Consider the following 24,788-nt stretch of genomic DNA (forward strand, 5'->3'; position numbering starts at 1 on the left):
GCGCCATGGGCGTTACGATCCGAATGCGAGTAGGAAAAGCGAGCGAATGCTCGCATTATATCCGCCGGTGGCGGCCTTTTGGCAAGCCTCCTTGTCGCCATATGGATAGCGAGTCAGGTGGAGAACTGACCATGAGCGTCGCAAGGCTTGTGTCGGCCCTGCAGTTTTGTCCTGACATCTGCGGACCGCGGAGCCGCGACTCCGCGCCGAGCCTGCAAAGCCGCGCCTTCAATCTGCTGCTGCGACAGCTTCCGTATAAGCAGCAACTCGCCTCCGCCGAAGCCGTGCAGGCGCATGTGCAGAAGCTTGCCTTGCAGCCCGCCTCGTTCGAGCCGATCGGACTCGGTCGCGGTGTTGAGGCGATCCTGACCCGGATGGGCGGCTGGCCCGTGTATTACACCGCGCCGTCCTCGGGCCATGAGGGCTGCAATTACGTCATGTTCCTGCACGGCGGCGGCTACATCAACGAGATCGCGCCGGCGCATTGGCGCTTCATCGGCGAGATGACGCGCAAGGCGCGCGTCTCGTGCGTCGTGCCCATCTATCCGCTGGCACCGCGCGCGACGGCCAAGGATGTCGTACCGAAGACGGCCGAGCTGCTCCGGATGCTGCTGGAAGACGCTGGCGCCGGGAAGGTCACGGTTGTGGGCAATTCCGCGGGCGCGGGGCTTGCGCTCGCTGCGTGCCAATGGCTGCGCGATCGTGGCCACCGCCAGCCGAACCGGCTGGTGCTGATCTCGCCCGCGGCCGATGCGTCGGTCAGCCGTCCGGAGCAGGTCGAGATCGCAACGCGCGATCCGATCCAGGATATTCCTGGAATCGTCGAGGCAGGGCGGCTCTATGCCGGCGAACTCGATGTCGGCCATCCCTTCGTCAGCCCGCTCAACGGCGCCTTCCGCGCGCTGGCGCCGATGACGATTTTCTCGGGCACGCGCGATCTGCTCTATCCCGATAGCGTCGACCTCGCGGCGCGGGCGAGGGCGGTGGGGGTGCCGGTGGAGCTGCATCTGCTGCGTGACCAGCCGCACAATTATGCGCTGATGCCGACGCCGGAGGGACGGCGCGCGCGGGCGATCATATTGCGGGCGGTGGCGTGATCGGAGAGGCGTGCGTGATCGTTGTCACGGAGCGCGCCGTCTCATCGGACTGGCGACGCTGCGGCCCGTCGGAGGCGGCCTCCGGGGCGTTTCCTCGATCGGTCGTCTTCGGATCAGTAGTTTTGCGGGACCTTAGGCGTGGCCCTTGATCTCGTAATGGCCGGGCACGCATTTGTACCGATCGAGCCGCCAATTGGCGTGATAGATCGGATGCTCGCCCATCCATTTCGCCAGCGGTGCCTGCGCGCCGACGGCGCACTGCATCATCGACATCTCGGGCATCATGTTGCTGTCGGTCACGATTTCCTCGATGCAACTGCCTGAGTTAGCTGCGCTAAGCCGGCACAGCACGGCAACGACGGTCACGAACATTCCTGTAACCTCATCGGTAGTTTCAGACCACGAAGAGGATGCAAGCGGAGTGCCAGAGCCTGTGACACGCAAACGACACGCTGGCCTGGCCGACTCAACCCAGCGTCCGGACTCAATTTGACGATTCGGATTGTAAAAAATTGCTTATAAACCGAAGCCGGACGAATACGGGAACCGGCCGAATGCCCGATTGCGAGCCCGGTGCAGCGAGGCGGCCGCGTCGAAGCGGCCGATAGTCCGTCCGCCGAAATTACTGATATCGAACTGGGCAAACGCCGCTTTTACCTGCGGATGCAGCGCTGCTACATTTCGCGCGAGCCCGGCGAACGGCGCTGTGACGAAGAAACATACCGACAAGAGGAGGGACCGAAATCCAATGAAGGATTTTGCAGGAAAGATCGCGGTCATCACCGGCGGCGGCACGGGAATGGGGCGCGAACTCGCACGGCAGCTCGTGGCCGAGGGCTGCAACGTCGCGATGTGCGACGTCTCGGAGGCCGCCATGGCCGAGACCAGGCGGCTCTGCGAAGCCGAGAAGCTGCCGCAAGGCCTGCGCGTCACGACGCATGTCGCCGACGTCGCGATCGAGGATCATCTGAAGCGTTTTCGCGATGAACTCGCCGAGCAGCAGAACACCGACAAGATCCATCTGTTGTTCAACAATGCCGGCATCGGCGGCGGCGGCAGCCTGTTCACCAACACGCGCGAGCAGTGGGAGCGCACCTTCAACATCTGCTGGGGCGGCGTCTATCTCGGCGTGCGCACCTTCCTGCCGATGCTGGTCGCGGCGGACGAGGCCCACATCGTCAACACCGCGAGCGTCAACGGCTTCTGGGCCTCGATCGGCATGGGCCAGGCCCACACCGCCTACAGCTCGGCCAAGTTCGCGGTGAAGGGATTTACCGAAGCGCTGATCAACGACCTCCGCCTGCACGCGCCGCATGTCAAATGCTCGGTGGTGATGCCCGGTCACATCGGCACCTCGATCGTCTCCAATTCGCGCAAGGTGCAGAGCGCAGACGGCTCGGTGCGGCTCAATGCCGACGAGGTCGCGCTGACCCGCAAGCGCATGGTCGCGGCCGGCGTGCCCGATGCTGACAAGATGTCGGACGAGGACATCCAGGCGGCGTTCGCCGAGCGCGCCCGCAGCTTCCTCGAGGACGCGCCGACGACGGCGGCAGAGGCCGCGAAGATCATTCTCGACGGGGTCAAGGCGGAGCGCTGGCGCATCCTCGTCGGCGACGACGCCCAGAAACTCGACGCCCGCGTGCGCGCGACGCCCGAGCAGGCCTATGACCGCGCCTTCTACGAAAGTTTTACCCAGGAGGTCGGCTGGCGGCTTGGTTGAGGCCGTCCCCGGGCGGGCGCGGATATAGCTATGATGATCATCATAGCAAGACATGCCCGAGCAATTTTGCGTGCCACCTGTTGCCAATGCGCGTCCTCTCCATGACCAAATGGAATGTCACGCATGACGTGACGTTTGTTCAAGCGATGGTGATCTCGAACAGCTCTCATTGGCCGCACGGCTGCTTGGTTGGGAAACCGAAATGGTTTAGTCAGTCTGGTGTAAGCGATGATAGAGCGTAGCTCACGATGATACCCGCATGCCTCTCCGACGACTTGATCCTGTGCCCGGAGCGAGAGGACATCTCCGCTGAATTTACGCGGCTGCTGATCGCGGCCCAGGAGGGCGGGGCCACGATCGCCGAATGCCTGATGATCGCGCGGCAGCTGAAGCGGGGCGACGACCGCTCCTGGCATCGCGAGTGGAAGCGGCTGGCGCAGGCCAATCGGCAGCGCGCCGAGGCCGCCTTCGCGGAAGGCCACATGGCGAGCGCCCAGCGCAACTGGCTGCGCGCCTTGAACTACTATGGTGCGGCGGCGATGCCGCTCGAGCCGGACGACGAGCGCCGCTGGGTTGCTGTGCTCGCGATGCAGGAATGCGCTCGCCGCTACCTTTCGGCGCGCAGCCCGGCGGGCGAGGTCGTGACGATCCCCTGGCTCGATGGGCACGCGTTGCAGGGCTACTTCCTCCCAGCGCCGTCCGGAAGCGGGCAGGCGCCGACCGTCATCTGCATCGGCGAGCCCGGCCACCGCAAAGAGGAGTTTCTGTTCAAGCTCGTGCCGCATGCGCGCGAGCGCGGCTTCTCGATGCTGGCACTCGACCTGTTCGGCGACCAACGTGACGATTATATCGATGCGCTGCTGCGGCGCCGGGATCTCGAGAGCGCGATTCCCTGCGTCATGGACTATCTGGAGACGCGCAGCGACGTCAATTTCGCGCGCGTCGGGATCATCGCCGACGGCTGGGGCTCGTCCTTCGTGGCGCGGGCCGTGTTGCAGGAGCCGCGACTTGCCGCCGCCGTCTGCGACGGCGGCCTGTGGGATCTGCACGAGCGGGCCTTCTTTGCCAGCCGATTCGCGATGAGCGACCTCAGCATCGTGCCGGTGCCGCATGCCCCGCTAATGGCCTCGAGCGCCGACTGTCCGGTGCTGATTACGCTCGGCGAGGACGGCTGGCTCAAGGCCGACCGGGCGCGCCAGCTCGTGCAGAACTCCCGGCTCGGCAGCTCGAACGTCATGTTGAAGGTGTTCACTGCGGCCGAGACCGGCGCGGCGCAGGCCCATGCGGACAATCCGAGCCTTGCCAACGAATACATCTTCGACTGGCTCGAATCGCGGCTCGGCCCCGCCGTTCGGCGGATCTGAGCGCTGCCCCAAGACGCTGAAGCATGATCCGGAAAAGTGCGCAGCGGTTTTCCGAAAAAGATCATGCTTAAACAACAAGTGCGATGGCGATTGGTCCTGATCGCATCGGGCTTTAGAAGTCGAGGGAGATCCGGACGCAGGCCTTCTCGAGGCGATTCTTCAGCGTCGCGAGCTTGGTGGTGAATTCGGTCAGTTCGTTCTCGTCGAACTCCTGGAAGACGAATTCGCGGATCGTCTTGTACTGCTCGTTGAGGCTTGTGATGTGCTTCTGCGCCTTGTCGGCCAGGGACAGCCGCACCACGCGGGCGTCGGTGGGCGAAGGGCGACGCCGCAACAGGCCCTTCTTCTCGAGCAGCTTGGACTGGGTAGTGACGAAAGACGGATCCACGTGAAGGAGCTTGGAGACGACGTTGACAGGGATGCCGTCGTCCTTGTCGAGGTCGGAGATGGCCATCAGGATCAGCCATTGCGGGCCGCTGATGCCGAGTGTCTTGGCCCAGAACTGACGCAGCTCCTCCAGATACATGTTGATCGACGATATCTCCCAGGTGAAGCGCCTGATGATATCCAGATTGCCGATCGAGCGCAGGCGCGCTCCCTCTTTCCTCGTCGCGGACACAGCGTCACTCCAGTGACTGATTGTTCAGGCCGGTGTTCGTGGAAGGTCATAGTCCACGCAAGCCTGCTCTGACGCAAGTGCAGAGCAGGGTAATTGTGTCACTAAAACTACAAAGATGATCAGCTCAGTAATTTGGCTCCTGGGGTTGTGGTGTTGCGCGCCGAGCACAGGCTCGGCAAAATTAAAAGGCTGACTTAATAAACTATTTTGATTACGGAACGACGCAGGCATATTGATCGGCGACGGTGGGGGGTACTCGATCGTCCCGTTGCAGGTGGTTCGCTCACGTCCCTCGCGTCGAAAGCGGGTGTGTCCGAAAGCGCAAAGCGGCCGAGCGGATTGTGAGACGGGGATCTTGGGGGGCCTCACGGTCCGGTCTCCGTAAAATGAGCAACTTGGAGGTTTTAAATGAAAATGGTGAAGAGCCTTTTGCTCGGCACCGCGGCGGGTTTGATCGCCGTCGGTGGAGCCCAGGCGGCCGATCTTCCGGTCAAGGCCAAGGCAGTCGAGTACGTCAAGATCTGCTCGCTGTATGGTGCCGGCTACTACTACATCCCGGGCACCGACACCTGCATCAAGCTCGGCGGCTATGTGCGTGCCGAAGTGGCGCTCAACGCCGGCGGCAACTACAGCGCCCAGTACAACGGCGTGTTCGCGGCCAACAACCGCCTGACCAACTACTATTCGATGCGCGCTCGTGAAGATCTCAACATCGACACGCGCACCGCGACCGAGTACGGCGTCGTCCGCACCTATTTCGACGCGGTCTTCACCTGGACGACCGGCAATTACGGCGGGACGGGTTCGGCCACGGGCGCGACCCAGTATAGCGGCACGATCGGTCTCAACGCGGCCGGCACCGGCCTCACCGGTTCGGGCGGCGGCAGCATCAACGGCACCGACGGCAACATCTCGGGCGGCGCGCTCGGCGTCTACTACGCCTTCATCCAGTTCGCCGGCTTCACCATGGGTAAGGCGGTGTCGCAGTTCGACGCGCCCTGGATCAACTATCCCGGCAACAATTTCGACCAGCTCGTCGGCGGCAGCGGCACCACCAACGGCGTGGCGCAGTTCACCTACACCGCCGATTTCGGCCAGGGCATCACGGCTGCGTTCTCGGCGCAGGACCAGACGCAGGTATTCCAGACCAATATCTGGAACACGGCCGGCATGTCGGCCACCGGCGTGCTCGGCGGTGCGTATGGCTCGAACGACCTCGGCGGCAGCCGCGCGCCCGATCTCGTCGCGATGGTTCGCGTCGATCAGGCATGGGGCGTGTTTCAGGCGTCGGTCGCCGCGCATGACAACCATGTCGCCTACTACGGCGCCAATGAAGCCACCGGTCATCCGGAAGACAAGTGGGGCTGGGCCGTTCAGCTCGCGTTGGGCATCAAGAACATCCCGACCGGCGCAGGCGACGTGATCAACGTCTCGGGCGTCTACACCGAGGGCGCGAGCCGCTACAACTTCCAGGAGCTGGCTGCGACCAGCTACTCGATGTTCGGCAGCTCGAACGTCGCTTATCAGAGCATCGGCTTTGCCGGCGTGTCTGACGCGGTGTTCGCTCCCGGCGGCGGCCTCGAGCTGACCAAGACCTACGGCTTCCGGGGTGCCTTCACCCATAACTGGAGCCCGAACTGGAACTCGGCGCTCTACGGCGCGTGGGCTGCGGTCAATTACAACGGCACGGCGAAGGGCCTGATCTGCGGCAGCGCGGCGTTCGCCACCCTGACCGGCACCTGCAACCCGGACTTCAACATCGGCCAGATCGGCGTCATCACCCGCTGGACGCCCGTGAAGGGCCTGACGTTCTCGGCTGACTTCACCTACAGCCACCTCGATCAGAAGTATTCGGGCGTGATGACGACCGGTGCGCTGACGGGCGTTGCCAAGCCGGCGGCGACCTACCAGCTGAAGGACCAGGATACCTACAGCCTGCTGCTGCGCGCCCAGCGCAACTGGTAAGCTCTCGGGTTCTTCGATGCGACACAGCCCCGGCGGGACACCGCCGGGGCTTTTTTGCGGGCGCTCTGCCACATCCCAACGGCCGGTGCAGCGACGAAGACGAGCTATGCGATTCAAGAGCCTTCAAATTAATTCACTTACATGAGCTACTAAGCTATACAGCTAGCAGCCAAATACGAAAGTTGCGGCTCTTAGCTTCACGCTAAGCCTCCAGAAACCTCCGGTGATGCCCCCGCCGGAGGTTTTTCGTTTTGGAGTGCTGCGAAAAACGTCCGGAGCGATCGCATTTAGGAGAAGCGTGGCAGGACCTCATTTGCGGCTATCCTTCGAGACGCCCGCCTTCGGCGGCCCTCAGGATGAGGACGGAGTGCGCGACTGCAATTTCACCCGCAAAAGTGCCGCTTAGCCTCATCCTGAGGAGACCGCACAGCGGTCGTCTCGGAGGACGAGGCGCGCGCGCAGGTGCCGCCAAAACGTCGAATGCGATTGCCCTGCCAAAACCGTCAGGCAACGATTTAGCCGCGCATCACGCGGGCCCGCGCGTTCGGCCGATAGGCGAGGCGGCTGTGGCCGGCGCAATAGGACTGGCCGTCGGGCGCGGAGTTGCCGCAAAAACAGAAATCCTCGGCGCCGGGTGTCGAGATCGGCCAGCGGCAGCGGTTCTCCGCAAGCTCCAGCAGCGAGCAGCGATTGGCGTCGTCGATCGGACCTGTCCCCACGGGTGCATCTGTCTCGCCATAGAGGGTGGCGAGCATCTCATATTGGAGCCGTGGCACGGCTCTCGGCGCCCGCGTCGGCCTGTCCTGAACCTTGCGGTCGTCGATAGTGCGGCCACGCGTCAGATTGAGGCGAGACAGCTTGCCGATCACGGCGTTGCGGCTGACGCCGATGTCGGCGGCGATCTCGCGGCAGGAGAGGCCGGCCTCGAAGTGCCGCTTCAGAAGCTCGATGCGTTCGTCGGTCCAGGTCGGGGAGAGAACAGGCATGTGTAACGGTCCCAGGTTGCAGATGTGGCCATCCGCTTCTCGAGATCCGTCCGCTTCACGTTCGGCGCGCGCTCACGTCCTGCCATTGTCGCGGATCGACAAAAGCCCGTCCTTGATGGCGAGACGGATGCCTTCCTCGATCAGGGTACGCGCGACGCCGGGGACGCTGGTGCCGTGGGTGCCCTGTCTCACCAACTTCTCCAGGTAGGTGATGGTCGAGAGCGCCAAGGTTACGGGAATGCGGTCAGTCTCGGCTTTTTCGGTGGCCATGGCCCGAACGCTAGCCTCTTACTCAGGTACATAAAAGTAACGATTAAGACTCTATTTAGGTTTGAGGGCGGAAGTCAAATGCAGCCTGAGCTTGACCTTCAGCGTGTTGGAATCGCACGGGAAATTAGACAAGCTTGAGCACGCCGCGCGGAATACCGGCGGCGGCGTGGCGTCAACAGGCCGGGGAAGGGCGTCCGGCCTCAGCCGTGCACGATCGCCTTTTCGATCATGCAATGGATACCCTTGGCGCCATTGACGGTCTGGGTGACCCGCAGATCGGCCGCCAGGCTGCACAGCGTGTAGGCGTCCTCGCGCGACAGGTTTCGTCTCTCGCCGAGCAATGCGATCATGTCGCGCAACGCGCGCACCACGCATTGGTCGAGGTCGGGGTCCATCGCCATGGTCATGTAGTGGGTCGCCGTCTCGGCGCGGGGATAGTCGAACCTGAGGTCCTTGCGCAGCGTCAGGCGGAGGCGGCCCTGGAGCGCAGTCTCGATCGCGGTGACGCAGACCTCGCCGTCCCCTTGCACGCCATGGCCGTCGCCGCAGGAGAACATCGCGCCCGGCACGAATACCGGCAAATAGAGCGTCGCGCCCGCACCTAGCTCCTTGTTGTCGAGATTGCCGCCCATGGCGCGCGGGATCAGCGAGGATATGCGGCCCCAGCCCGGTGGCGGTGAAACGCCCATCACGCCGAAGAACGGTTTGAGAGGCAAATCGAGGCCCCACGGCATGCGGCCGACCATCCTGGTACGGTCGAGCGGGATGTTGAGGATGCGCGTCTCGTGGAAATCGTCGGGCAGGGTGCCGGACAGCGGCTTGATCATGTTCCAGCCCCAGTCCTGCCGGAGCTGAACGTCGAGGATCTCCACCGCGAGCACGTCACCCGGCTCGGCGCCTTCGACCGCGATCGGGCCGGTGAGGATGTGGCCCGGCAGCATGCGCTCGTTGTTGGCATGAACCTCGTGCATCTCGGGCGGAATATGAAACTTGTCGCGGTCGGGCAGCATGTCGGGGCCGCCGCTGATGGTGTCGACCGTCACCTCATCGCCGCTCGCGATGGTGAGGACGGGCTTGAGCGCGGCTTCGAAGAAGCCCCAATGGCAGGTTTTGGTGCTGGATTGCAGGTGGTGATGGGTCATTTGCCGCGTCCGATCACTTTCGTCAGGCCGGGCTTGACCCGGCGATCGATCCTCTTTCAAGAAGATTTCCGAGGATCGCCGGGCAGGTCAAGCCCTGCGCGGACTGGCAAGATCATTCCAGCGAGGCTCCCCTGTTTTTCGTTCTGTCCAAGACCCTCGGCGCCGCGCTGCTGCCGATCAACCTTCTGGTCGAGCTCGGTATCCTGTCGCTGGTGCTGATGGCGACGCGCTTTGCAGCGCTCGGCCGCAAGCTTGCCGTGACCACGCTGGTGTTGCTGGCGCTGGCGGCGTTCTCGCCGCTCGGCAATCTCCTGATCTATCCGCTCGAATCGCGCTTTCCCGCGTGGGAGGCCTCGCGCGGGGCGCCCGACGGCATCATCGTGCTCGGCGGCTCGGTCGACACCGATCTGTCGGCGGCGCACCGCACGCCGGTGGTCGCGCACGCAGCCGATCGTCTGTTTGCGCCGGCCGAACTCGCGCGCCGCTATCCCCATGCGCGCATCGTGTTTACCGGGGGGACCGCGAACCTGGTCTCCACCGACGCCCGAGAGGCCGACTACTCCGCGCCGATCCTGGAAAACCTGGGCATTTCAAAGGAGCGCCTCATCCTGGAACGGAGCTCCCGCAACACCTGGGAAAATGCGATCTTCACCAGGCAGCTGGTGACGCCGAAGCCGGGCGAGCGCTGGCTCCTGGTGACGTCGGCCTTCCACATGCCGCGCTCGATGGGAATCTTCCGCAAGGCCGGATTTGACGTTGAGGCCTATCCCGTGGACTGGCGGATGGGCGGACGTGACGATCTTTTCTCCTTCACCAACATGGGCGCGGACGGGCTGGGGCGAACCGAAGTTGCCGTACGCGAATGGATCGGTCTGGTGGCCTACCGCCTGATGGGCAGGACCGGCGAGTTGCTTCCGGGCCCCGCCAAGGACTAGAACGAGGATCGCAAAACAAGAACACGCGGCGCGCGATCGCCGGTCCGGAGGAAGCCATGCAACAGCAGGATGCAGACAGCATCGATCTTGCCGGCCTCGTCGCCGATCTCAACAGCCTGCTGCGGCTGAAGACGAACGTGATCGGCATGAAGCTGTTCGCGCAAGCGGCCGAGATGGAGGCGATCCCGAAAATCCGGCGGCCGAACGCGATCCACACCACCGACCAGATCGTCAGCATGGCCGCACGGCTGGGCTGGACCGTCGGCATCACCGCCGACGATCTCGTCGGCGCGCAGTGCCGCGCGGTGATCGGCCTTGCGCCGCGAGACGAGAAATGGCTCGCCGGCGAAAATTATGTCGGGGTCTGGCACGGCACGGCGGAGGACGCGCGCAAGCGCCAGGAGGCGCTGGACGTGGTTCCGTTCGGACAATATCAGGCGCTCGCCGTCAGTCCGCTCGCGAGCGGCCGGCTCGATCCGCCCGACATCTGCCTCGTCTATGCGACGCCGGGGCAGATGATCATCCTGATCAATGGGCTGCAATATACCGGCTACAAGAAGTTCGAATGGGGCGTAGTCGGCGAAACAGCCTGCGCCGATTCCTGGGGCCGGGCGCTCAAGACCGGGGAGCCCAGCCTGTCCTTGCCATGCTATGCCGAACGGCGCTATGGCGGCGTGCCGGACGAGGAGATGCTGATGGCCTTGAAGCCGTCGCATCTCGCCAAGGCGGTTCTTGGCATGAAGGCGCTGGCCAAGAACGGCCTGCGCTATCCGATCCCGCCCTATGGCATCCAAAGTGACGTCCGTGCCGGCATGGGCGTGAGTTACGCGAAAAAGTAAGGGACGAGCATGAGCTCTGCGAAATTCGACATCGTCGTCTACGGTGCGACCGGTTTTACCGGCCAGCTCGTCGCCGAGTATCTGACCAGGCAATACAAGACCGACAATTCGCTCAAATGGGCGATGGCAGGCCGCAGCCTCGGCAAGCTGAAATCGGTACGCGATGCGATCGGCGCGCCCGGAAATACGCCGCTGATCGTCGCCGATGCGTCGGACGCGGCCTCGCTGAAGGCGATGGCGGAGCAGACGATGTCGGTGATCACGACGGTCGGTCCGTATCAGCTCTACGGCGAGGAACTGTTGGCTGCCTGCGTTGCCACCGGCACGGATTATTTCGATCTCTGCGGTGAGCCGATCTGGATGCGGCAGATGATCGACAAGTACGAGGCGGCAGCGAAAGAGAGCGGCGCGCGCATCGTGTTCTCCTGCGGTTATGATTCCGTGCCGTTCGAGCTTGGGACCTTCTTCGTGCAGGAAGAGGCCAAGCGGGTCTTCGGCGCGCCGGCGCCGCGCGTGAAGGGCCGCGTGCGCGACATGCGCGGCACGCTGTCAGGCGGCACCGCGGCAAGTGCGAAAGCGACCTTCGATGCGGTCGCCAAGGACCTCAGCCTCGTCGCCATTCTCAACGATCATTTTGCGCTGACGCCTGATTTCACCGGGCCGAAGCAGCCGAAGGGCAACAGGGCGATCCTCGAGGAGGATCTGCAATCCTGGGCCGCGCCGTTCATGATGGCGCTGATCAACACGCGCAACGTCCACCGCTCCAACATGCTGATGGGCTTTCCCTACGGCCAGGAGTTCGTCTACGACGAGATGGTTCTGACCGGTCCCGGCGAGAAAGGTGAGGCCAACGCCAAGCGCGTGATGGCCGCCAACGCCGAGAAGACCGGGCCGAACGCGCTGAAGCCGGGCGAGGGGCCGTCGAAGGAAGAGCGGGAGAACGGCCTCTTCAATCTGCTCTATGTCGCGATCGCACCCGACGGCCGCATGGTCCGCGCCGGCGTCACCGGCGACCGCGATCCCGGCTACGGCTCAACCTCGAAGATGATCTCCGAATGCGCGATCTGCATGCTGCGCGACACCACGGATGTTCCGGCAGGCTTCTGGACGCCGGGCGCAGCCATGCAGCACAAGCTGATCAAGCGGCTGCGCGACAATGCAGGGCTGACGTTTGAGGTGGAGCAGCAGGCGTAGCTTCCCCACGCTGGGCAAAGCGCCTTGTCCGCCGTAGCTCGACGAGCGAAGGCGGAAGCGTGCTCACCACTGTCATCGTGGCGGTTATTCCGACGAGGAATTGCGCCTGCAGCTGCGTTTCGCCAATGAGGGCTACAAGGGCGTGCTTGCGGCCACGGAGGCACTCAAGCGTTTCTCGACACGCTGGCGGAGAAGCGTCCCGCTCTCAAGCTGAAGACGCGTCCTCGCCAGCCCTGATCGTGTAGATCTGTGCGGCCGCGATCATGCCCCACATCACGCCCAGCATCATCCAGAAGTGCCGCCAGTGGTCGGTGTCGATCACGAAGCTTTCGCCGACGGTGCCGACGAAGGCGGCGAACACGGCGAGATAAGCGCGCTGCCAGGGTACACGGACGAAGACGTGCCGGAAGCCCATGATGACGGTGGTGAAGACCAGCGCGGGATAGCACACGCCGGCCAGCCAGCCGCCGGACATGAAGGCGTTGAGATAGGAGTTGTGGGTGTCCTCGGGAAAGAACCGGTGGAATTGCAGCGGGCCGATGCCGAACGGCAGGTCGAGCGCCATCTCAGCACCGAGGATGTGGCGGCCGAAACGGCCGAAGCGGCCTTCGTCATAGCTCTGGTCGAAGCTCGCGCGCTGCTTGAACATCTCGGCGGTGGAATCGAACGACAGCAGCACCGCAATCAGCGCCAGCCCCAGCACCGCGGCGACAATCGCCATGATGATGATGCGCGAGCGCTGCGCGTTGGTGCGGCTGGTCAGCACCATCAGCGCCAGCATGAAGGCGGAGGTCAGCACCAGCCCGCCCCAGGCGGCGCGCGAGAAGGCGAGCAGGATCGCCAGGGACATGATGCCGAACGCGAAGACGTTGCGGAAGGCCTTGCCAAGCTTGTCCGAAACCACGCTCTGCAGCGCGAACAGCGCCGGCAGGATCAGGAAGGCGCCAAGCACGTTCGGGTCCTTGAACGTACCGCGCGCGCGCCCGTAGAGCGTGAGGAGGTCGTTGCCGCCGGGAACGAGGTGGAAATAGCCGGCGACCGCCAACACCGAGGCGACCATCGCACCGACCACGAGGCCACGGCGGAGCATGTCGAGCCGGGCCGCGGTGTCTTCCGACATGACCATCGCGAAGAACACCACGGTCACGGCCATGTACCAGGACGTCGCGATCCAGCTCACCACCTCGGACTGCTCGAACAGCGGGATCGCGCTGATCGTGTAGCCGATGTTGAGCAGGACCAGCAGCGCTGTCAGCGGCATCAGCGCGAGCCGCAAGCGCAGGCCGGTGGCGAAGAACGTCACGGCCGCGAGCAGCGTCATGATCTCGTAGGGGCTCGGCTCGATGAAGACGACCGCGCCGGAGGCGCCGACCAGCCACACCAGCGCGCGCTGCAGCGCCAGCACGCCGGGCGCAGCCGGCACGGTAAATCTCACTTCATCGGCTGTCGCCGCATACGCCATTACACGCTCATACGCTCACGCAACTCATGGTAACAACTTCCGCCGTCATGCTCCGCGAAGGCGGGGCATCCAGCACTCCGGGCCGTTCGTGGCAGTTCTCGCTGCCGGTGATTACTGGGTCGCCCGGTCAAGCCGCGCGATGACAGCGTGACTCGGGGATAGCCAACTCAATACGCGTTCTCGTTCTTGGTCAGCAGCGCGAGCGGCGTCTTCAGGAGAATGTAGAGGTCGAACAGCACCGACCAGTTCTCGATGTAATACAGGTCGAACTCGACGCGCTTCTGGATCTTCTCTTCGTTGTCGATCTCGCCGCGCCAACCATTGATCTGGGCCCAGCCGGTGATGCCCGGCTTGACGCGATGGCGGGCGAAATAGCCGTCGACGGCCTCGTCGAACAGCCGGCTCTGCAGCTTGCCCTGCACCGCATGCGGGCGCGGGCCGACCAAAGAAAGATTGCCGGAGAAGACCACGTTGAAGAGCTGCGGCAGCTCGTCGAGGCTGGTCTTGCGGATGAAGCGGCCGACGCGGGTGACGCGCGGATCGTTCTTGGTCACGACCTTCGATGCCGTGGGATCGGCCTGATGATGGTACATCGAGCGGAATTTGTAGACGTCGATGCGCTCGTTGTTGAAGCCGAAGCGCTTCTGGCGGAATAGCACCGGGCCGGGACTGTCGAGCCTGACCGCGAGCGCCACCAGTCCCATCACCGGCAGGGCTGCGAGCAGGGCGAGGCTGCCGACCACGCGGTCGAACAGCCATTTCATCACCAGGTCCCAATCCGTGATCGGGGCCTCAAACACGTCGAGCGTCGGTACCTCGCCGAGATAGGAATAGGAGCGGGGCCGGAAGCGCAGCTTGTTGGTGTGCGCGGAGAGGCGAATGTCGACCGGCAGCACCCAGAGCTTCTTCAGCATCTCCAGGATGCGTGTTTCCGCCGAGATCGGCAGCGCGAACAGCACGAGATCAACCCGGGTGCGGCGGGCGAATTCGACGATGTCGTCGACCTTGCCGAGCTTGCGGGCGCCGGCGCAGGTGTCGAGCGCGCGGCTGTCGTTGCGGTCGTCGAAGACGCCGAGCACGTGGATGTCGGAATCCTCCTGCGCCTTCAGCGCTTCGACCAGCTGCTCGCCATTGCTGTCGGAGCCGACGATGATGGTGCGGCGGTCGAGCCGGCCCTGGCGCGCCCAGCCGCGCACCAGCGAGCGCAGCACGAGACGCTCGGCCATCAGCGCGGCGAGCCCGAGGATGTAGAAGGCGGCAAGCCACAGCCGCGAGATTTCGCTGCCGTATTTGGCGAAGAAGGAGATGCCGATGAACAGCAGGAACACGAACGACCAGGACGAGATCATCCGTGTCATCTGCCGCAGCTGCCCGCGGAACAGCTGCACCTGGTAGATGTCGGCGGCCTGGAAGCAGATCACGGCGGCGACCGCCACGGCGATGACCTCCGCAGGATAGAGCCAGCTGAAGCCGGAGAGTGGCATCACGTAGCCGAGATAGAGTGCGATGCCGACGAGGCTTAGCAGCGCGAAATCGGCCACGCGCACGAAGCCGGCGATCACGATCGGCGAATAGGCGCGGGCGACCTTCTGGTTGACGACCTCGAGCGCCGCGGGCGAGAGCCGGCGACGCCGTTCCACGAAGGGTTGGTCAGCGGGCTTCGCCGCGGCGCTGGTCGCGGCGTCGAGCATCGAGCGTGCGTTGAGCGGTTCCACGGGCGTCCACGTCCATTCCAAAGCCCGCGGCACAGCCTTGAGCGCCCGGGCGAGCATCCCCCCTTCGATTATCGAACAAATCGGAAGATTCTCTAAAGCGCGCTTAAGGATGGTTAATGATTGGCAAACGCGTCGCGATAGCCGGCGATCACGCCGTCGACCATCGCAGCTTGCGAGAAATGCGCCGAGATGCGTTCGCGCAACGAGACCGCGCGCTGCGCCGTTGCTTGCGGATCGTCCAGAGCGGCCGCGATCGCCTCGGCCATGGCCTCGGAATTGCTCGGCGCGAACAGGGCCGGACTTTCGGAGCCGAAGATCTCGGGAATGCCGCCGATGCGGGACGCGATCATGGGAATGCCGGCCGCGCCGGCCTCGATCACGACATAGGGCATGGAATCGCCGCGCGAGGGGACGACCAGCAGCCGCCCCTTGGAGAAGCCGTAACGCGCCTTGACGTGACCGATGAAGCGGATGGCGCTGGTGAGGCCGAGCTTCTCGACCTGCGCCTTCAGCGCCGCAGTTTCCTCGCCGTCGCCGCCGAGCGTCAGCGTGACCTTCTTGCCGCCCTCGTGCAGGCGCGCCACGGCGTCGACGAGGAGATCCGCGCCCTTGATGTGCCTGAACTCGCCGACATAGCAGAGGTCGGAGGCATCGTCGGCGGTGACGACAGGCTCGAACTCCTCGGGCGTGACGCCGTTGAAGACGCAATGCACCACGCCCTTCGGCGTGCCGACGATGCGTTGATAGGTGTCGCGGGCGAACGCGCTCTCGAACAGGAAGAGGTCGGTCGCATCCATCAGCGTCCGCTCGAGCCGTGCATAAAACTCGCCCTTGAGGGTGTTGAGGGGATAGTGCAGCGAGCCGCCATGCGGCGTGTAGATGCGGATGGTGTCGTCGGAGCGTCGCCGCATGCGGATGAAGGCGCCGGCCTTGGCGCCGTGGCCGTGCATGACGTCGGGCTTGAGCGTGGCGATCAAGCGCCGCATGCGAAGCCACACCAGGACATCGTCCGGCGAAGGTTCACGGCGGATCGCGAGCCGGTGCACGCCGAGCTTCAGCCGCGGCGCGAGTTCGGCAAGTGCCTTGTCGGCGCGCTCGCCGCCAGTGAGGCTGTCGGCGAGAATGCCGACATAATGGCCGCGGTCGACCTGGCCGTTGGCGACGTCGAGGATGTGGCGGAAGATACCGCCGACCGGCGCGCGCACGGCGTGCAGGATGCGAAGCGGCCGGTCGGGAGAGGGGGGCATGATCAAAACCAGCGCTCGACGGCGAATGCCGAACAATTCGACGAAAATATCGAGACGGATTAAGGGACCTCGTGGTTAACAAACAGTGACGAGCGCGTGCGCGACAATCGCCGGATGCTGCGATTAACCCAGCGGCAACCTTAATGGAGTGTAATTGGCCCGGTTGAGGTAGCTTAGTGGCGTTGCCCCTGCGGGAGTGTTCGATGCGTTTAGCGTTCTGGCGTGCCGGCAAGGACCAGGCTGTGGTTGCGCGGGCCGTTTCAAAGCCCAAAGCCGACGCCGCGCCCAAAGTCGAAACCAAGCTTGAGGCGAAGGCTGAAGCCGAGGTTGAGCCAAGGCCTGCGCCCGTCCTCGCCAAGCAGCCACAAGTCGAATCCGGCGACATCGATCTGCATGCGCTCGGGGCGGCCTTGGCGCACAGGCGCGGCTGGATCATCGTCCCGACGGTGCTGGCGCTCGTCGCATCCATTGCCGTCGTCAATCTCGTCACGCCCCGCTACAAGTCCGAATCGCGCATCCTCATCGATGGTCGCGAGAACGTGTTCCTGCGCCCGAGCAGCGACCGCACCGAGGAACGCCAGGCGCTCGACGCCGAGGCCGTCACCAGCCAGGTGCAGCTGGTGCTGTCGCGCGATCTCGCGCGCGAGATCATCAAAAAGAACAAGCTTGCGGAACGCCCCGAATTCGATCCGGTGCTGCAGGGTATCTCGCCGCTGAAGTCGCTGGCCGCGATGATCGGTCTCGGCCGCGATCCGTTCTCGATGACGCCGGAAGAACGCGTGCTCGATGCCTATTACGAGCGCCTCCAGGTCTACGCCGTCGACAAGTCGCGCGTGATCGTGGTCGAATTCCAGTCCGCCGATCCGGAGCTTGCCGCCCGCGTCGCCAGTTCGATCGCTGACGGCTATCTCGTGCTCCAGCAGGGCGTGCGCCAGGAGCAGGCCAAGAACGCCAGCCAGTGGCTTGCGGTCGAGATCGAGAGCTTGCGCAAGAAGGTCTCCGACGCCGAGGCCAAGGTCGAGGACTTCCGTTCCAAGTCGTCACTCTTCATAGGTACCAACAACACGACGCTGTCGAACCAGCAGATGGGTGAAGTCAACACCCAGCTCAACAACGCACGCTCGATGAAGGCCGACGCGGAGTCCAAGGCGCGGCTGATCCGCGAGATGCTCCAGAGCGGCAAGCCGATCGAGGCATCCGAAGTCGTGAACTCCGAATTGATGCGGCGGCTGTCGGAGCAGAGGGTGACGTTGCGTGCGCAGCTCGCCGAACAATCCTCCACGCTGCTCGGCAATCACCCGCGGATCAAGGAGCTAAAGGCCCAGCTTGGCGACCTCGACAACCAGATTCGCGACGAAGCGGCCAAGATCTCGCGCTCACTCGAAAGCGATGCCCGGATTGCCAGCGGCCGGGTCGATGGCATCACCGTGAGCCTCGAGCAGCTCAAGAAGCAGGCGGCCTCGACCAACGGTCAGGACGTCCAGCTCCGCGCGCTGGAGCGCGAGGCCAAGGCGCAGCGCGATTTGCTCGAGTCCTATCTCGCCAAGTACCGCGAGGCCAATACCCGCGAGACCATCGACACGGCGCCGACCGATGGCCGCATCATCTCGCGCGCCATCGTCTCGAATACGCCGGCCTATCCGAAGAAGCTGCCGATCGTGCTGATCGCGACGATCGCGACGCTGCTGCTCTCGTCTGGCGTCGTCGTCACCGGCGAACTGCTGCGCCAGACCGCGCCGCGCGCGATGGCAGCTGTGCTCCCGGCACAAGCGTCGGTGCGCCGTACGGCGCAGGTCCAGCCGATCGTCGATCCCGTCATAGATCCCGGCATCGCCACCGCTTTGGCAGAGCCCGCGCCGCTCCAGCCGGAGATGCCGAGCGACATGGACGTCACCGAATTCACCGAGATCGGGCGTCTCGCCGACAACCTGCGCGCCGCCGGCGCTGCAGCGAAGAAGATCACGGTGCTCGGCACCGCGGCCGGCGAAGCCATCACGCTGTCGACGCTGACGCTTGCTCGGCATCTGGCGCGCGAGGCGCGCGTCGTCGTGGTCGACCTCGCCGCGTCCTCGCCGACGATCGCTGCGGTGTCGGTCGATGCTTCGGCTTCTGGCCTTGCCGAGTTGATGCAGGGCGAAGCGTCGTTCGCGCAAATCATCACCCGGGACAAGCTGTCCCGGCTGCATCTCGTCATGGCCGGCCGTCCCGGCTTCGACCGCAGCCTGCTGCAATCGCCGCGGGTGACGCTCGCGATCGACGCGCTGCTGCGCGCCTATGATCACGTGCTGATCGACGCCGGCAGCGCGTCGGACCTTCCGGCCGAGTTGCTGACGGCGCATGCCCGCGCCGTCGTGGTGCCCGATGCGTCGATGGCGCCGGATGCACGCACGCTGATGTGCGAGCAGCTGAGAGCAGTCGGCTTCAGCGAGGTGACCATGCTGAGCAAGCCGGTGCAGGCGTCCGACGCGGTGGACGCGCCGCGCGTGGTAGCGGCATAGGCTTTCGTTCGTTTTCCACCTTACGATATCGAAGTTCGCGCCGAGGTTTTAGCCGAAGGCCTGCCGCAGCCGCCGGGCCAAATCGAACAGCATCTGGTTCTGCTTCACCAGCCGCTTGCCGTGGCTCAGCGAGGACATTGCCATCGCCGCGAGCTTGCCGCGCGGGGTCAGGGGGACGAAGCTGTCGAAGATGTCTTCGTCGTCCTTGCAGAACATCCGCTTGTAGTCGTCCGAACCGATGCCAAGGTCGAGCGAGCGGTAGCCGCGCTCGCCGTAGCGATCGATGATATAGCGCATCAGGATCAGGCCCGGGCTGTAGCGGGCGTGCTCGGACATTGTGTAGGTGTTGAACATCGTCGAGAAACGCTCGCCGTCGGCGACGCCGGCGAAGATCGCGATCACCTCCTCGTCGCATTCGAGCGCGTGGATGTCGATGACGCGGCCTTCACCGCGAGGCGCGAGGCAGGCGCTGCGGACGAATTGTTCGACGCCGGGCTCCGCGAAGACGTTCGGGAGCTTCTGTTCCGCCATCCGCACCGGCTTGACGCGGAAGAACCAGTCGAGCAGGCGGGTGATGTCCGCGTCGGTGGTGGCAAGATGATAGCGATAGCCCGCGAGGCTCTGGAGCTTCTTTTCCTTGCTCTTGAGTCGGCGGCGGAAAGAGTTGGTGATCCGCGATTCCAGCGGCTCGCCCGGCTCCATCACCAGCTGCGGGCAGCCGTTGATCGCGCTCTGCCGGGGCAGCAGCGCAAACGGATTCTGCTGGTCGTGCCAGCGCAGCGGCTGCTGCGTCAGCGCGAGCACGTCGATGTGCGCGCCGAGCGGCGCAAGCAACGCCTCGAGATCGGCGGCTACGGTCTGCGCAGCGCACTCGGCGTTCCACAGGCCCATGTTGAAGGTCGTATGCTTGCCGCCCATGAAGCAGGCCGTGCGCACGCCGTGGCCCTGGCGCAGCGAGAGCGGCAGCAGCAGGAGCGGCCGGTGATCGTCGTCGCGAGCGATCACGACGAACGGACGCGCGCCCTCGCGCTCGCCGACCAATCGCTGCCAGGGGCACAGCAGATCGAACCGCTGATAGGGCGTGAAGAGATGGCCGGGCTCCTCGAAGGCGCGCCAGACCGTCTCGGCGGCGCCGAGATCGGTGACGATATCGACATGCGCGATGCGGCTCGCTTTCGACCGCGCTGGCGCTTCTGCCGTCCGGCTTTGCATCGCCGCAGCCATGGTCATTCGCGAAACCTGTCGAGAAATCAGAAATATGCGTAATTCGGCCTGTGGCCGACCTTTGCAAAGAAATGTCAACAAAGGGTAAGGACAATGGGAGCGGGAACAGGCGCCGGCGGGCGCGAAGGATGGGATATTGGCATCCGACGACAGATGGCTGGATCGGTTGCGCCTCGAGCTGGCCTGGTTCACCGGCCGCGCCGCGCTGCGCAGTCGCGGTGCCGGCGCCATCCTGCGCTTTGAACGGGTGCGCCCGCGGCGGCGCGGCGGGTTCCAGCCGCTGCGCGCGCACGAGATCACGCCGGAGTTTCTCGACCGCGCCGTTCGCGCGCTCAAGCGCTGGAAGTACGATTTTCTCGGCATGGACGAGGTCTGCCGGCGTGCGGTGACGCTGCCGGAGCAGCGGCGCTTCGTGGCGCTTACCTTCGACGGTGCCAACAAGGATCTGATCGATTTTGCCTACCCGGTGCTGGCGCGTCACGCCGTGCCCTTCACGATCTACGTGCCCACCGCCTTTCCCGACAGTGTCGGACAGGCCTGGTGGCTCGGGCTCGAACAGGTGATCGCGCGCGAGAGCCGCATCAGCCTGATGATGGGGGAGAAGGAGCAGCGCTTCGGCGTCACTGATCGTGCCGAGAAGCAGGCGCTGTTTTCGCATCTCGAGAGCTGGCTGCGCTCGCTGTCGCCAGCGGATCTGTCGGCGGCGATCGCCGATCTCTGCACGCGCTACCGGATCGACCTCGCCGCGTTGTCGCGGCAGGCGTCCATGGATTGGGAGGATCTGGCGAAGCTGGCGGCCGACCCGCTCGTCACGATCGGCAGTGCGACCGTGAACTATCCCGTTCTCGCCAACATGAAGGACGGAGCGGCGCTGCGCGAGATGACGATGGGCAAGGCGGTCGCCGAAGCGGCTTTCAGGCGCGAGATCCGCCATCTTGCCTTTCCGTTCGGCGATCGCACCTCGTTCCGGCGCAGTCATGTCGTGATGGCGGAGGAGGCCGGCTTTGCCAGCGCGGTGTCGACGATCCCCGGCATCGTGGATGCGGAGGGGCGGACCAATCTGCGCGCGTTGCCGCGGATCGCCTGGGACGGCCGTGTGCGCTCGCTGCGCATGTTGCGCGTGCTGGTGTCGGGCGTCGCCTTTGCGCCGGTGAAGCCGACCGGCGGCGCTGTGAACTAGAGGCGCTACGAACTGGATTTGGCGCGGTCGGGACGCTGCATCCAGCTCACGATCGGCATCGCCGGCAGCACCCACCCCATGCCGACCACCACGTAGTAGATCGCCTGCCGCCAGCCGGACTCGGCAATCCAGGGCATCTGCGCCGCGGCCATGCCGAGCAGGGCCCAGACCGTGGCCAGCACCAGGAGCAGGATGGCGCCGAGGAACTTGCGGGTGCGGATTCTCATGACGGGAGCTTGCGGCTTTCGCGTAACTTGCGCTGCGGAAGCGGGGGACTATAAGGGGCACGCAATCCGGTTCAAGTCTCTTAAGTTCAAGGCTGGTTTTAACCCCTGAAATGACGACGAATTCCGTTCCAACCAACCCGCATCGCGCCGTGCGCTGGTGGCTGATCTTCGTCGCCGCGCTGATTGCGCTGATGGTGTTGGTGGGCGGTGCGACGCGGCTGACGGAATCCGGGCTCTCGATCGTCGAATGGAAGCCGGTCACGGGCAGCGTGCCGCCGCTGTCGGAGGCGCAGTGGACCGAGGCGTTCGACGCCTACAAGAAGATCCCGCAATATCGCGAGCTCAACGCGGGCATGAGCTTGTCCGAGTTCAAGCAGATCTTCTGGTGGGAGTGGAGCCACCGGTTGCTCGGCCGCTTCATCGGGCTCGCCTATCTCTTGCCGTTCCTGTTCTTCCTGTGGCGGGGCGGCCTGTCGGGCGAATTGAAGCGCCGGCTGTGGCTGCTGTTCGCGCTCGGCGGGCTGCAGGGCGCGGTCGGCTGGTGGATGGTCGCCTCAGGTCTCACCGGGCGGGTCGAGGTGTCGCAATATCGGCTCGCGGCGCATCTGGTGCTCGCGCTGTTGATCTTCGCCGGCATCGTCTGGACGGTGCGGCGGCTCAAGCCGCGGCCGCTGATCGCGGCATCGGCGCGGCTGCGGTTCACGAGCGCGCTGTTGCTCGTCCTGACCTTCGTGCAGATCTATTTCGGTGCGCTGGTCGCGGGCTTGCGCGCAGGGCGCGCCTACAACACCTGGCCGCAGATCGACGGCGCGTTCATTCCCTCGGCGGAGCGGCTGTGGTTCGAGACGCCGTGGTGGCGCAACATGTTCGACAATGTCCTGACGGTGCAGTTCGAGCACCGCATGGCCGCCTATGCGCTGTTCGTGCTGGCGGCGTTGCACGCGATCGACGCGATGCGCTCGCGCGCAGGTTCAGCTGCGAGCGGCGCGCTGTGGCTGTTTGCTGCGGTGAGCCTGCAGGCGGTGCTCGGTGTCCTCACGCTGCTCAACCAGGTGCCGATCGATCTCGCGCTGTCGCATCAGGCGGTTGCGATCGTGGTGCTGACGCTTGCGGTGGTGCAGGTGGAACGGCTGGCTTCGCGCCAGCAGACGCACGCGCAGCTGCGCGCGGTTCCGATCGGTCAGGCCGGCTGATCACCATCAGCCCGGCTGATCAGGTCAGCAATAACCGTAGATGCCGCACGCGTAGGGCAGGCGCCAGAAATAATCGACCTGCTTGCCGCCGTAATACGCGCCCTGATAATCGTAGCTCCAGGGCCGGCCGTAATAGCCCGGCAGCGTGTGGGAGCCCGGCAGCAGCGGCGTGCCCGGCAGGTTGCGAATGTAGCTGCCAATGCCATAGGCCGGCGAGATCAGCGCATCGGGATCGGTCTCGACATAAACCTGCGGCGGCTCCTGCGGCGGAGCAGCGGCCCGCCGCTTCGGCGTGGCCGGCAAGTCGGCGGCAAGCGCAGCCGAGACCGTCAGCATTGCCGCAAGGGCAGGCACCATCCAGCGCAACATCGTCGGCTCCGAATCAAAAGGGCGATCCAATGATGATGTATGCGGCAGACATGGTTAATGACTGTTAACTGGGGCTGTCGTTCCGGGCGGTGCGAAGCACCGAACCCGGAACCTCGAGATTCCGGGCTCGCGCAGGCGCGCGCCCCGGAATGACAAGGAAACTAAGCCCCCAGCGCCTGTTCCAGGTCGGCGATCAGATCTTCCTTGTCCTCGATGCCGATCGAGAGTCGCACCACGTCGGGGCCGGCGCCGGACTTCACCTTCGCCGCGTCGTCGAGCTGGCTGTGCGTGGTCGAGGCGGGATGGATCACGAGCGAGCGGGTGTCGCCGACATTGGCCAGATGCGAGAACAGCTGCAACTTCGACACCAGGCTGACGCCGGCATCGTAGCCGCCCTTCAGGCTGAAGGTGAACACGGCGCCGGCACCCTTCGGCGCATATTTGCGCGCGAGCTGGTTGTACTTGTCGCTTGCAAGGCCCGCATAGTTCACCGCGGCCACCGCCGGATGGCCGGCGAGGAATTCGGCGACCGCTTTCGCATTGTCGCAGTGCTTCTGCATGCGCAGCGGCAATGTCTCGATGCCGGTGAGGATCATGAAGGCGTTGAACGGCGACAGCGCGGGTCCGAGGTCGCGCAGGCCGAGCACGCGGCAGGCGATCGCGAAAGCGAAATTGCCAAACGTCTCCTGCAGCCGGATGCCGTGATATTCGGGCCGCGGCTCGGAGAGCATCGGATATTTGCCGCCGGTCGACCAGTCGAAGGTGCCGGCATCGACGATGATGCCGCCGATCGAATTGCCGTGGCCGCCCAGGAATTTCGTCAGCGAGTGTACGACGATGTCGGCGCCGTGGTCGATGGGGCGGATCAGGTAGGGCGAGGCCAGCGTGTTGTCGACGATCAGCGGCACGCCCGCCTTGCGCGCCACCGTCGAGATCGCCTCGATGTCGGTGATGCTGCCGGCGGGATTGGCGATGGATTCGATGAAGATGGCTTTTGTGCGCGGCGTCACCGCGCGCTCGAAGCTGGCGATGTCATCGGGATCGGCCCACACCACGTTCCAGCCAAAGCTCTTGAACGCGTGCGTGAACTGGTTGATCGAGCCGCCATAGAGCTTTCGCGCAGCGATGAACTCGTCGCCGGGCTGGAGCAGTTGCTGCAATACCACGACCTGGGCGGCGTGGCCCGAGGCCACCGCGAGCGCGGCCGTGCCACCTTCGAGGGCTGCGACGCGCTCTTCCAGCACCGCGTTGGTGGGATTGCCGATGCGGGTATAGATGTTGCCGAATGCCTGCAGGCCGAACAGCGAGGCGGCGTGGTCCGCGTCGTTGAAGACGAACGAGGTCGTTTGATAAATCGGAGTTGCGCGCGCACCGGTGGTGGGGTCGGGCTGTGCACCGGCATGCACGGCGAGGGTCGAAAATCCCGGAAGGCGATCGCTCATTTGAGGGCGTCCTGTTCTCTTGGTCTGAAATCGCGCGGCATGCTGATGGGCGCCGCGCTCGCCGTCAAGCCGCCGCTTCACATCGGCACGATCGTGCTAC

The 24,788-nt window shown here is 64.7% G+C and carries 23 protein-coding genes and 1 pseudogene; 11 read left to right on the plus strand and 13 right to left on the minus strand.

The annotated features are described in order from the left end of the window. The first annotated feature begins 131 nt into the window (after nucleotides 1–131). Nucleotides 132–1,097: an alpha/beta fold hydrolase gene (locus IVB28_RS13755; RefSeq protein ID WP_247526844.1), complete on the plus strand. Its 966-nt coding sequence runs from the start codon at nucleotides 132–134 to the stop codon at nucleotides 1,095–1,097. Between the two features lie 132 nt (nucleotides 1,098–1,229). On the opposite strand, the gene IVB28_RS13760 is transcribed toward IVB28_RS13755, so the two are convergent. Next, a complete protein-coding gene (locus tag IVB28_RS13760; RefSeq protein ID WP_247526845.1) occupies nucleotides 1,230–1,469 on the minus strand; it encodes a hypothetical protein in 240 nt (79 codons plus the stop codon). 144 nt (nucleotides 1,470–1,613) lie between these two features. Further along, a complete protein-coding gene (locus IVB28_RS13765) occupies nucleotides 1,614–1,826 on the minus strand; it encodes a hypothetical protein (RefSeq protein ID WP_247526846.1) in 213 nt (70 codons plus the stop codon). A gap of 19 nt (nucleotides 1,827–1,845) precedes the next feature. Between IVB28_RS13765 and IVB28_RS13770 the strand changes: the two genes are divergently transcribed. Both IVB28_RS13770 and IVB28_RS13775 read left to right on the plus strand, forming a co-directional pair. Continuing rightward, nucleotides 1,846–2,817 (plus strand): SDR family NAD(P)-dependent oxidoreductase, encoded by a 972-nt coding sequence (locus IVB28_RS13770; protein ID WP_247526855.1) that lies wholly within the window; start codon nucleotides 1,846–1,848, stop codon nucleotides 2,815–2,817. Nucleotides 2,818–3,065: 248 nt separating this feature from the next. Continuing rightward, nucleotides 3,066–4,181: an alpha/beta hydrolase gene (locus tag IVB28_RS13775; RefSeq protein ID WP_247526857.1), complete on the plus strand. Its 1,116-nt coding sequence runs from the start codon at nucleotides 3,066–3,068 to the stop codon at nucleotides 4,179–4,181. Between the two features lie 112 nt (nucleotides 4,182–4,293). Here IVB28_RS13775 and IVB28_RS13780 read toward each other — a convergent pair whose 3' ends face one another. After that, complete coding sequence (locus IVB28_RS13780; RefSeq protein WP_247526858.1) at nucleotides 4,294–4,800, minus strand: MarR family transcriptional regulator; 507 nt, start codon at nucleotides 4,798–4,800, stop codon at nucleotides 4,294–4,296. A gap of 408 nt (nucleotides 4,801–5,208) precedes the next feature. On the opposite strand from IVB28_RS13780, the gene IVB28_RS13785 reads away from it, so the two are divergent. Continuing rightward, nucleotides 5,209–6,765, plus strand: coding sequence for a porin (locus IVB28_RS13785; RefSeq protein ID WP_247526859.1), 1,557 nt, complete (start codon nucleotides 5,209–5,211; stop codon nucleotides 6,763–6,765). A gap of 515 nt (nucleotides 6,766–7,280) precedes the next feature. On the opposite strand, the gene IVB28_RS13790 is transcribed toward IVB28_RS13785, so the two are convergent. The 3 genes from IVB28_RS13790 to IVB28_RS13800 all read right to left on the minus strand — a co-directional run bounded on the left by IVB28_RS13790 (nucleotide 7,281) and on the right by IVB28_RS13800 (nucleotide 9,163). Next, the gene (locus tag IVB28_RS13790) at nucleotides 7,281–7,751 is read right to left on the minus strand and encodes a GcrA family cell cycle regulator (protein ID WP_247526860.1); all 471 of its coding nucleotides are present in this window, start codon (nucleotides 7,749–7,751) and stop codon (nucleotides 7,281–7,283) included. A 72-nt stretch (nucleotides 7,752–7,823) separates the two neighbouring features. Further along, nucleotides 7,824–8,021 carry a hypothetical protein gene (locus IVB28_RS13795; RefSeq protein WP_007603456.1) on the minus strand — a complete coding sequence of 66 codons (198 nt, stop codon included), beginning with the start codon at nucleotides 8,019–8,021 and terminating at the stop codon, nucleotides 7,824–7,826. Between the two features lie 200 nt (nucleotides 8,022–8,221). Continuing rightward, nucleotides 8,222–9,163, minus strand: a complete 942-nt coding sequence (locus IVB28_RS13800) for an acetamidase/formamidase family protein (RefSeq protein ID WP_247526861.1) — start codon at nucleotides 9,161–9,163, stop codon at nucleotides 8,222–8,224. A 167-nt stretch (nucleotides 9,164–9,330) separates the two neighbouring features. Here IVB28_RS13800 and IVB28_RS13805 point away from each other — a divergent pair, with 167 nt between their 5' ends. The 4 genes and pseudogenes from IVB28_RS13805 to IVB28_RS13820 all read left to right on the plus strand — a co-directional run. Beyond that, complete coding sequence (locus IVB28_RS13805) at nucleotides 9,331–10,098, plus strand: YdcF family protein (protein ID WP_247528535.1); 768 nt, start codon at nucleotides 9,331–9,333, stop codon at nucleotides 10,096–10,098. Nucleotides 10,099–10,154: 56 nt separating this feature from the next. Further along, nucleotides 10,155–10,937, plus strand: a complete 783-nt coding sequence (locus IVB28_RS13810) for a DUF169 domain-containing protein (RefSeq protein WP_247526862.1) — start codon at nucleotides 10,155–10,157, stop codon at nucleotides 10,935–10,937. 9 nt (nucleotides 10,938–10,946) lie between these two features. Further along, a complete protein-coding gene (locus tag IVB28_RS13815; RefSeq protein WP_247526863.1) occupies nucleotides 10,947–12,131 on the plus strand; it encodes a saccharopine dehydrogenase NADP-binding domain-containing protein in 1,185 nt (394 codons plus the stop codon). A 79-nt stretch (nucleotides 12,132–12,210) separates the two neighbouring features. Then, nucleotides 12,211–12,368: pseudogene (locus tag IVB28_RS13820) on the plus strand (MarR family transcriptional regulator); the annotation flags it as partial. On the opposite strand, the gene IVB28_RS13825 reads toward IVB28_RS13820, so the two are convergent. The 3 genes from IVB28_RS13825 to IVB28_RS13835 form a co-directional block, all read right to left on the minus strand. After that, nucleotides 12,337–13,593, minus strand: coding sequence for an O-antigen ligase family protein (locus tag IVB28_RS13825; protein ID WP_247526864.1), 1,257 nt, complete (start codon nucleotides 13,591–13,593; stop codon nucleotides 12,337–12,339). The pseudogene IVB28_RS13820 and the gene IVB28_RS13825 overlap by 32 nt on opposite strands. A 167-nt stretch (nucleotides 13,594–13,760) precedes the next feature. Then, nucleotides 13,761–15,308 (minus strand): undecaprenyl-phosphate glucose phosphotransferase, encoded by a 1,548-nt coding sequence (locus IVB28_RS13830; RefSeq protein WP_247526866.1) that lies wholly within the window; start codon nucleotides 15,306–15,308, stop codon nucleotides 13,761–13,763. A gap of 113 nt (nucleotides 15,309–15,421) precedes the next feature. Continuing rightward, nucleotides 15,422–16,555, minus strand: a complete 1,134-nt coding sequence (locus tag IVB28_RS13835; RefSeq protein WP_247526867.1) for a glycosyltransferase family 4 protein — start codon at nucleotides 16,553–16,555, stop codon at nucleotides 15,422–15,424. A 203-nt stretch (nucleotides 16,556–16,758) separates the two neighbouring features. On the opposite strand from IVB28_RS13835, the gene IVB28_RS13840 reads away from it, so the two are divergent. Continuing rightward, a complete protein-coding gene (locus tag IVB28_RS13840; RefSeq protein WP_247526868.1) occupies nucleotides 16,759–19,053 on the plus strand; it encodes an exopolysaccharide transport family protein in 2,295 nt (764 codons plus the stop codon). A 48-nt stretch (nucleotides 19,054–19,101) separates the two neighbouring features. Here IVB28_RS13840 and IVB28_RS13845 read toward each other — a convergent pair whose 3' ends face one another. Next, on the minus strand, nucleotides 19,102–20,283 hold the full coding sequence (locus IVB28_RS13845) for a GNAT family N-acetyltransferase (protein ID WP_247526869.1): 1,182 nt from the start codon (nucleotides 20,281–20,283) through the stop codon (nucleotides 19,102–19,104). A gap of 130 nt (nucleotides 20,284–20,413) precedes the next feature. Here IVB28_RS13845 and IVB28_RS13850 point away from each other — a divergent pair, with 130 nt between their 5' ends. Further along, entirely contained in the window at nucleotides 20,414–21,457 is a 1,044-nt protein-coding gene (locus IVB28_RS13850) for a polysaccharide deacetylase family protein (protein ID WP_247526871.1), read from the plus strand. Nucleotides 21,458–21,462: 5 nt separating this feature from the next. On the opposite strand, the gene IVB28_RS13855 is transcribed toward IVB28_RS13850, so the two are convergent. Next, nucleotides 21,463–21,684 carry a DUF2842 domain-containing protein gene (locus IVB28_RS13855; RefSeq protein ID WP_247526873.1) on the minus strand — a complete coding sequence of 74 codons (222 nt, stop codon included), beginning with the start codon at nucleotides 21,682–21,684 and terminating at the stop codon, nucleotides 21,463–21,465. A gap of 110 nt (nucleotides 21,685–21,794) precedes the next feature. Here IVB28_RS13855 and IVB28_RS13860 point away from each other — a divergent pair, with 110 nt between their 5' ends. Further along, nucleotides 21,795–22,877 (plus strand): COX15/CtaA family protein, encoded by a 1,083-nt coding sequence (locus IVB28_RS13860; RefSeq protein WP_247526875.1) that lies wholly within the window; start codon nucleotides 21,795–21,797, stop codon nucleotides 22,875–22,877. A 24-nt stretch (nucleotides 22,878–22,901) separates the two neighbouring features. Here IVB28_RS13860 and IVB28_RS13865 read toward each other — a convergent pair whose 3' ends face one another. Together IVB28_RS13865 and IVB28_RS13870 are read right to left on the minus strand one after the other, a co-directional pair. Beyond that, nucleotides 22,902–23,246 carry a hypothetical protein gene (locus IVB28_RS13865; protein WP_247526876.1) on the minus strand — a complete coding sequence of 115 codons (345 nt, stop codon included), beginning with the start codon at nucleotides 23,244–23,246 and terminating at the stop codon, nucleotides 22,902–22,904. A gap of 161 nt (nucleotides 23,247–23,407) precedes the next feature. Further along, nucleotides 23,408–24,688, minus strand: coding sequence for an O-acetylhomoserine aminocarboxypropyltransferase (locus IVB28_RS13870; RefSeq protein WP_027567230.1), 1,281 nt, complete (start codon nucleotides 24,686–24,688; stop codon nucleotides 23,408–23,410). Nucleotides 24,689–24,788: the final 100 nt, after the last annotated feature.

The organism is Bradyrhizobium sp. 199 (genome assembly GCF_023073355.1).
Classification (GTDB): domain Bacteria; phylum Pseudomonadota; class Alphaproteobacteria; order Rhizobiales; family Xanthobacteraceae; genus Bradyrhizobium.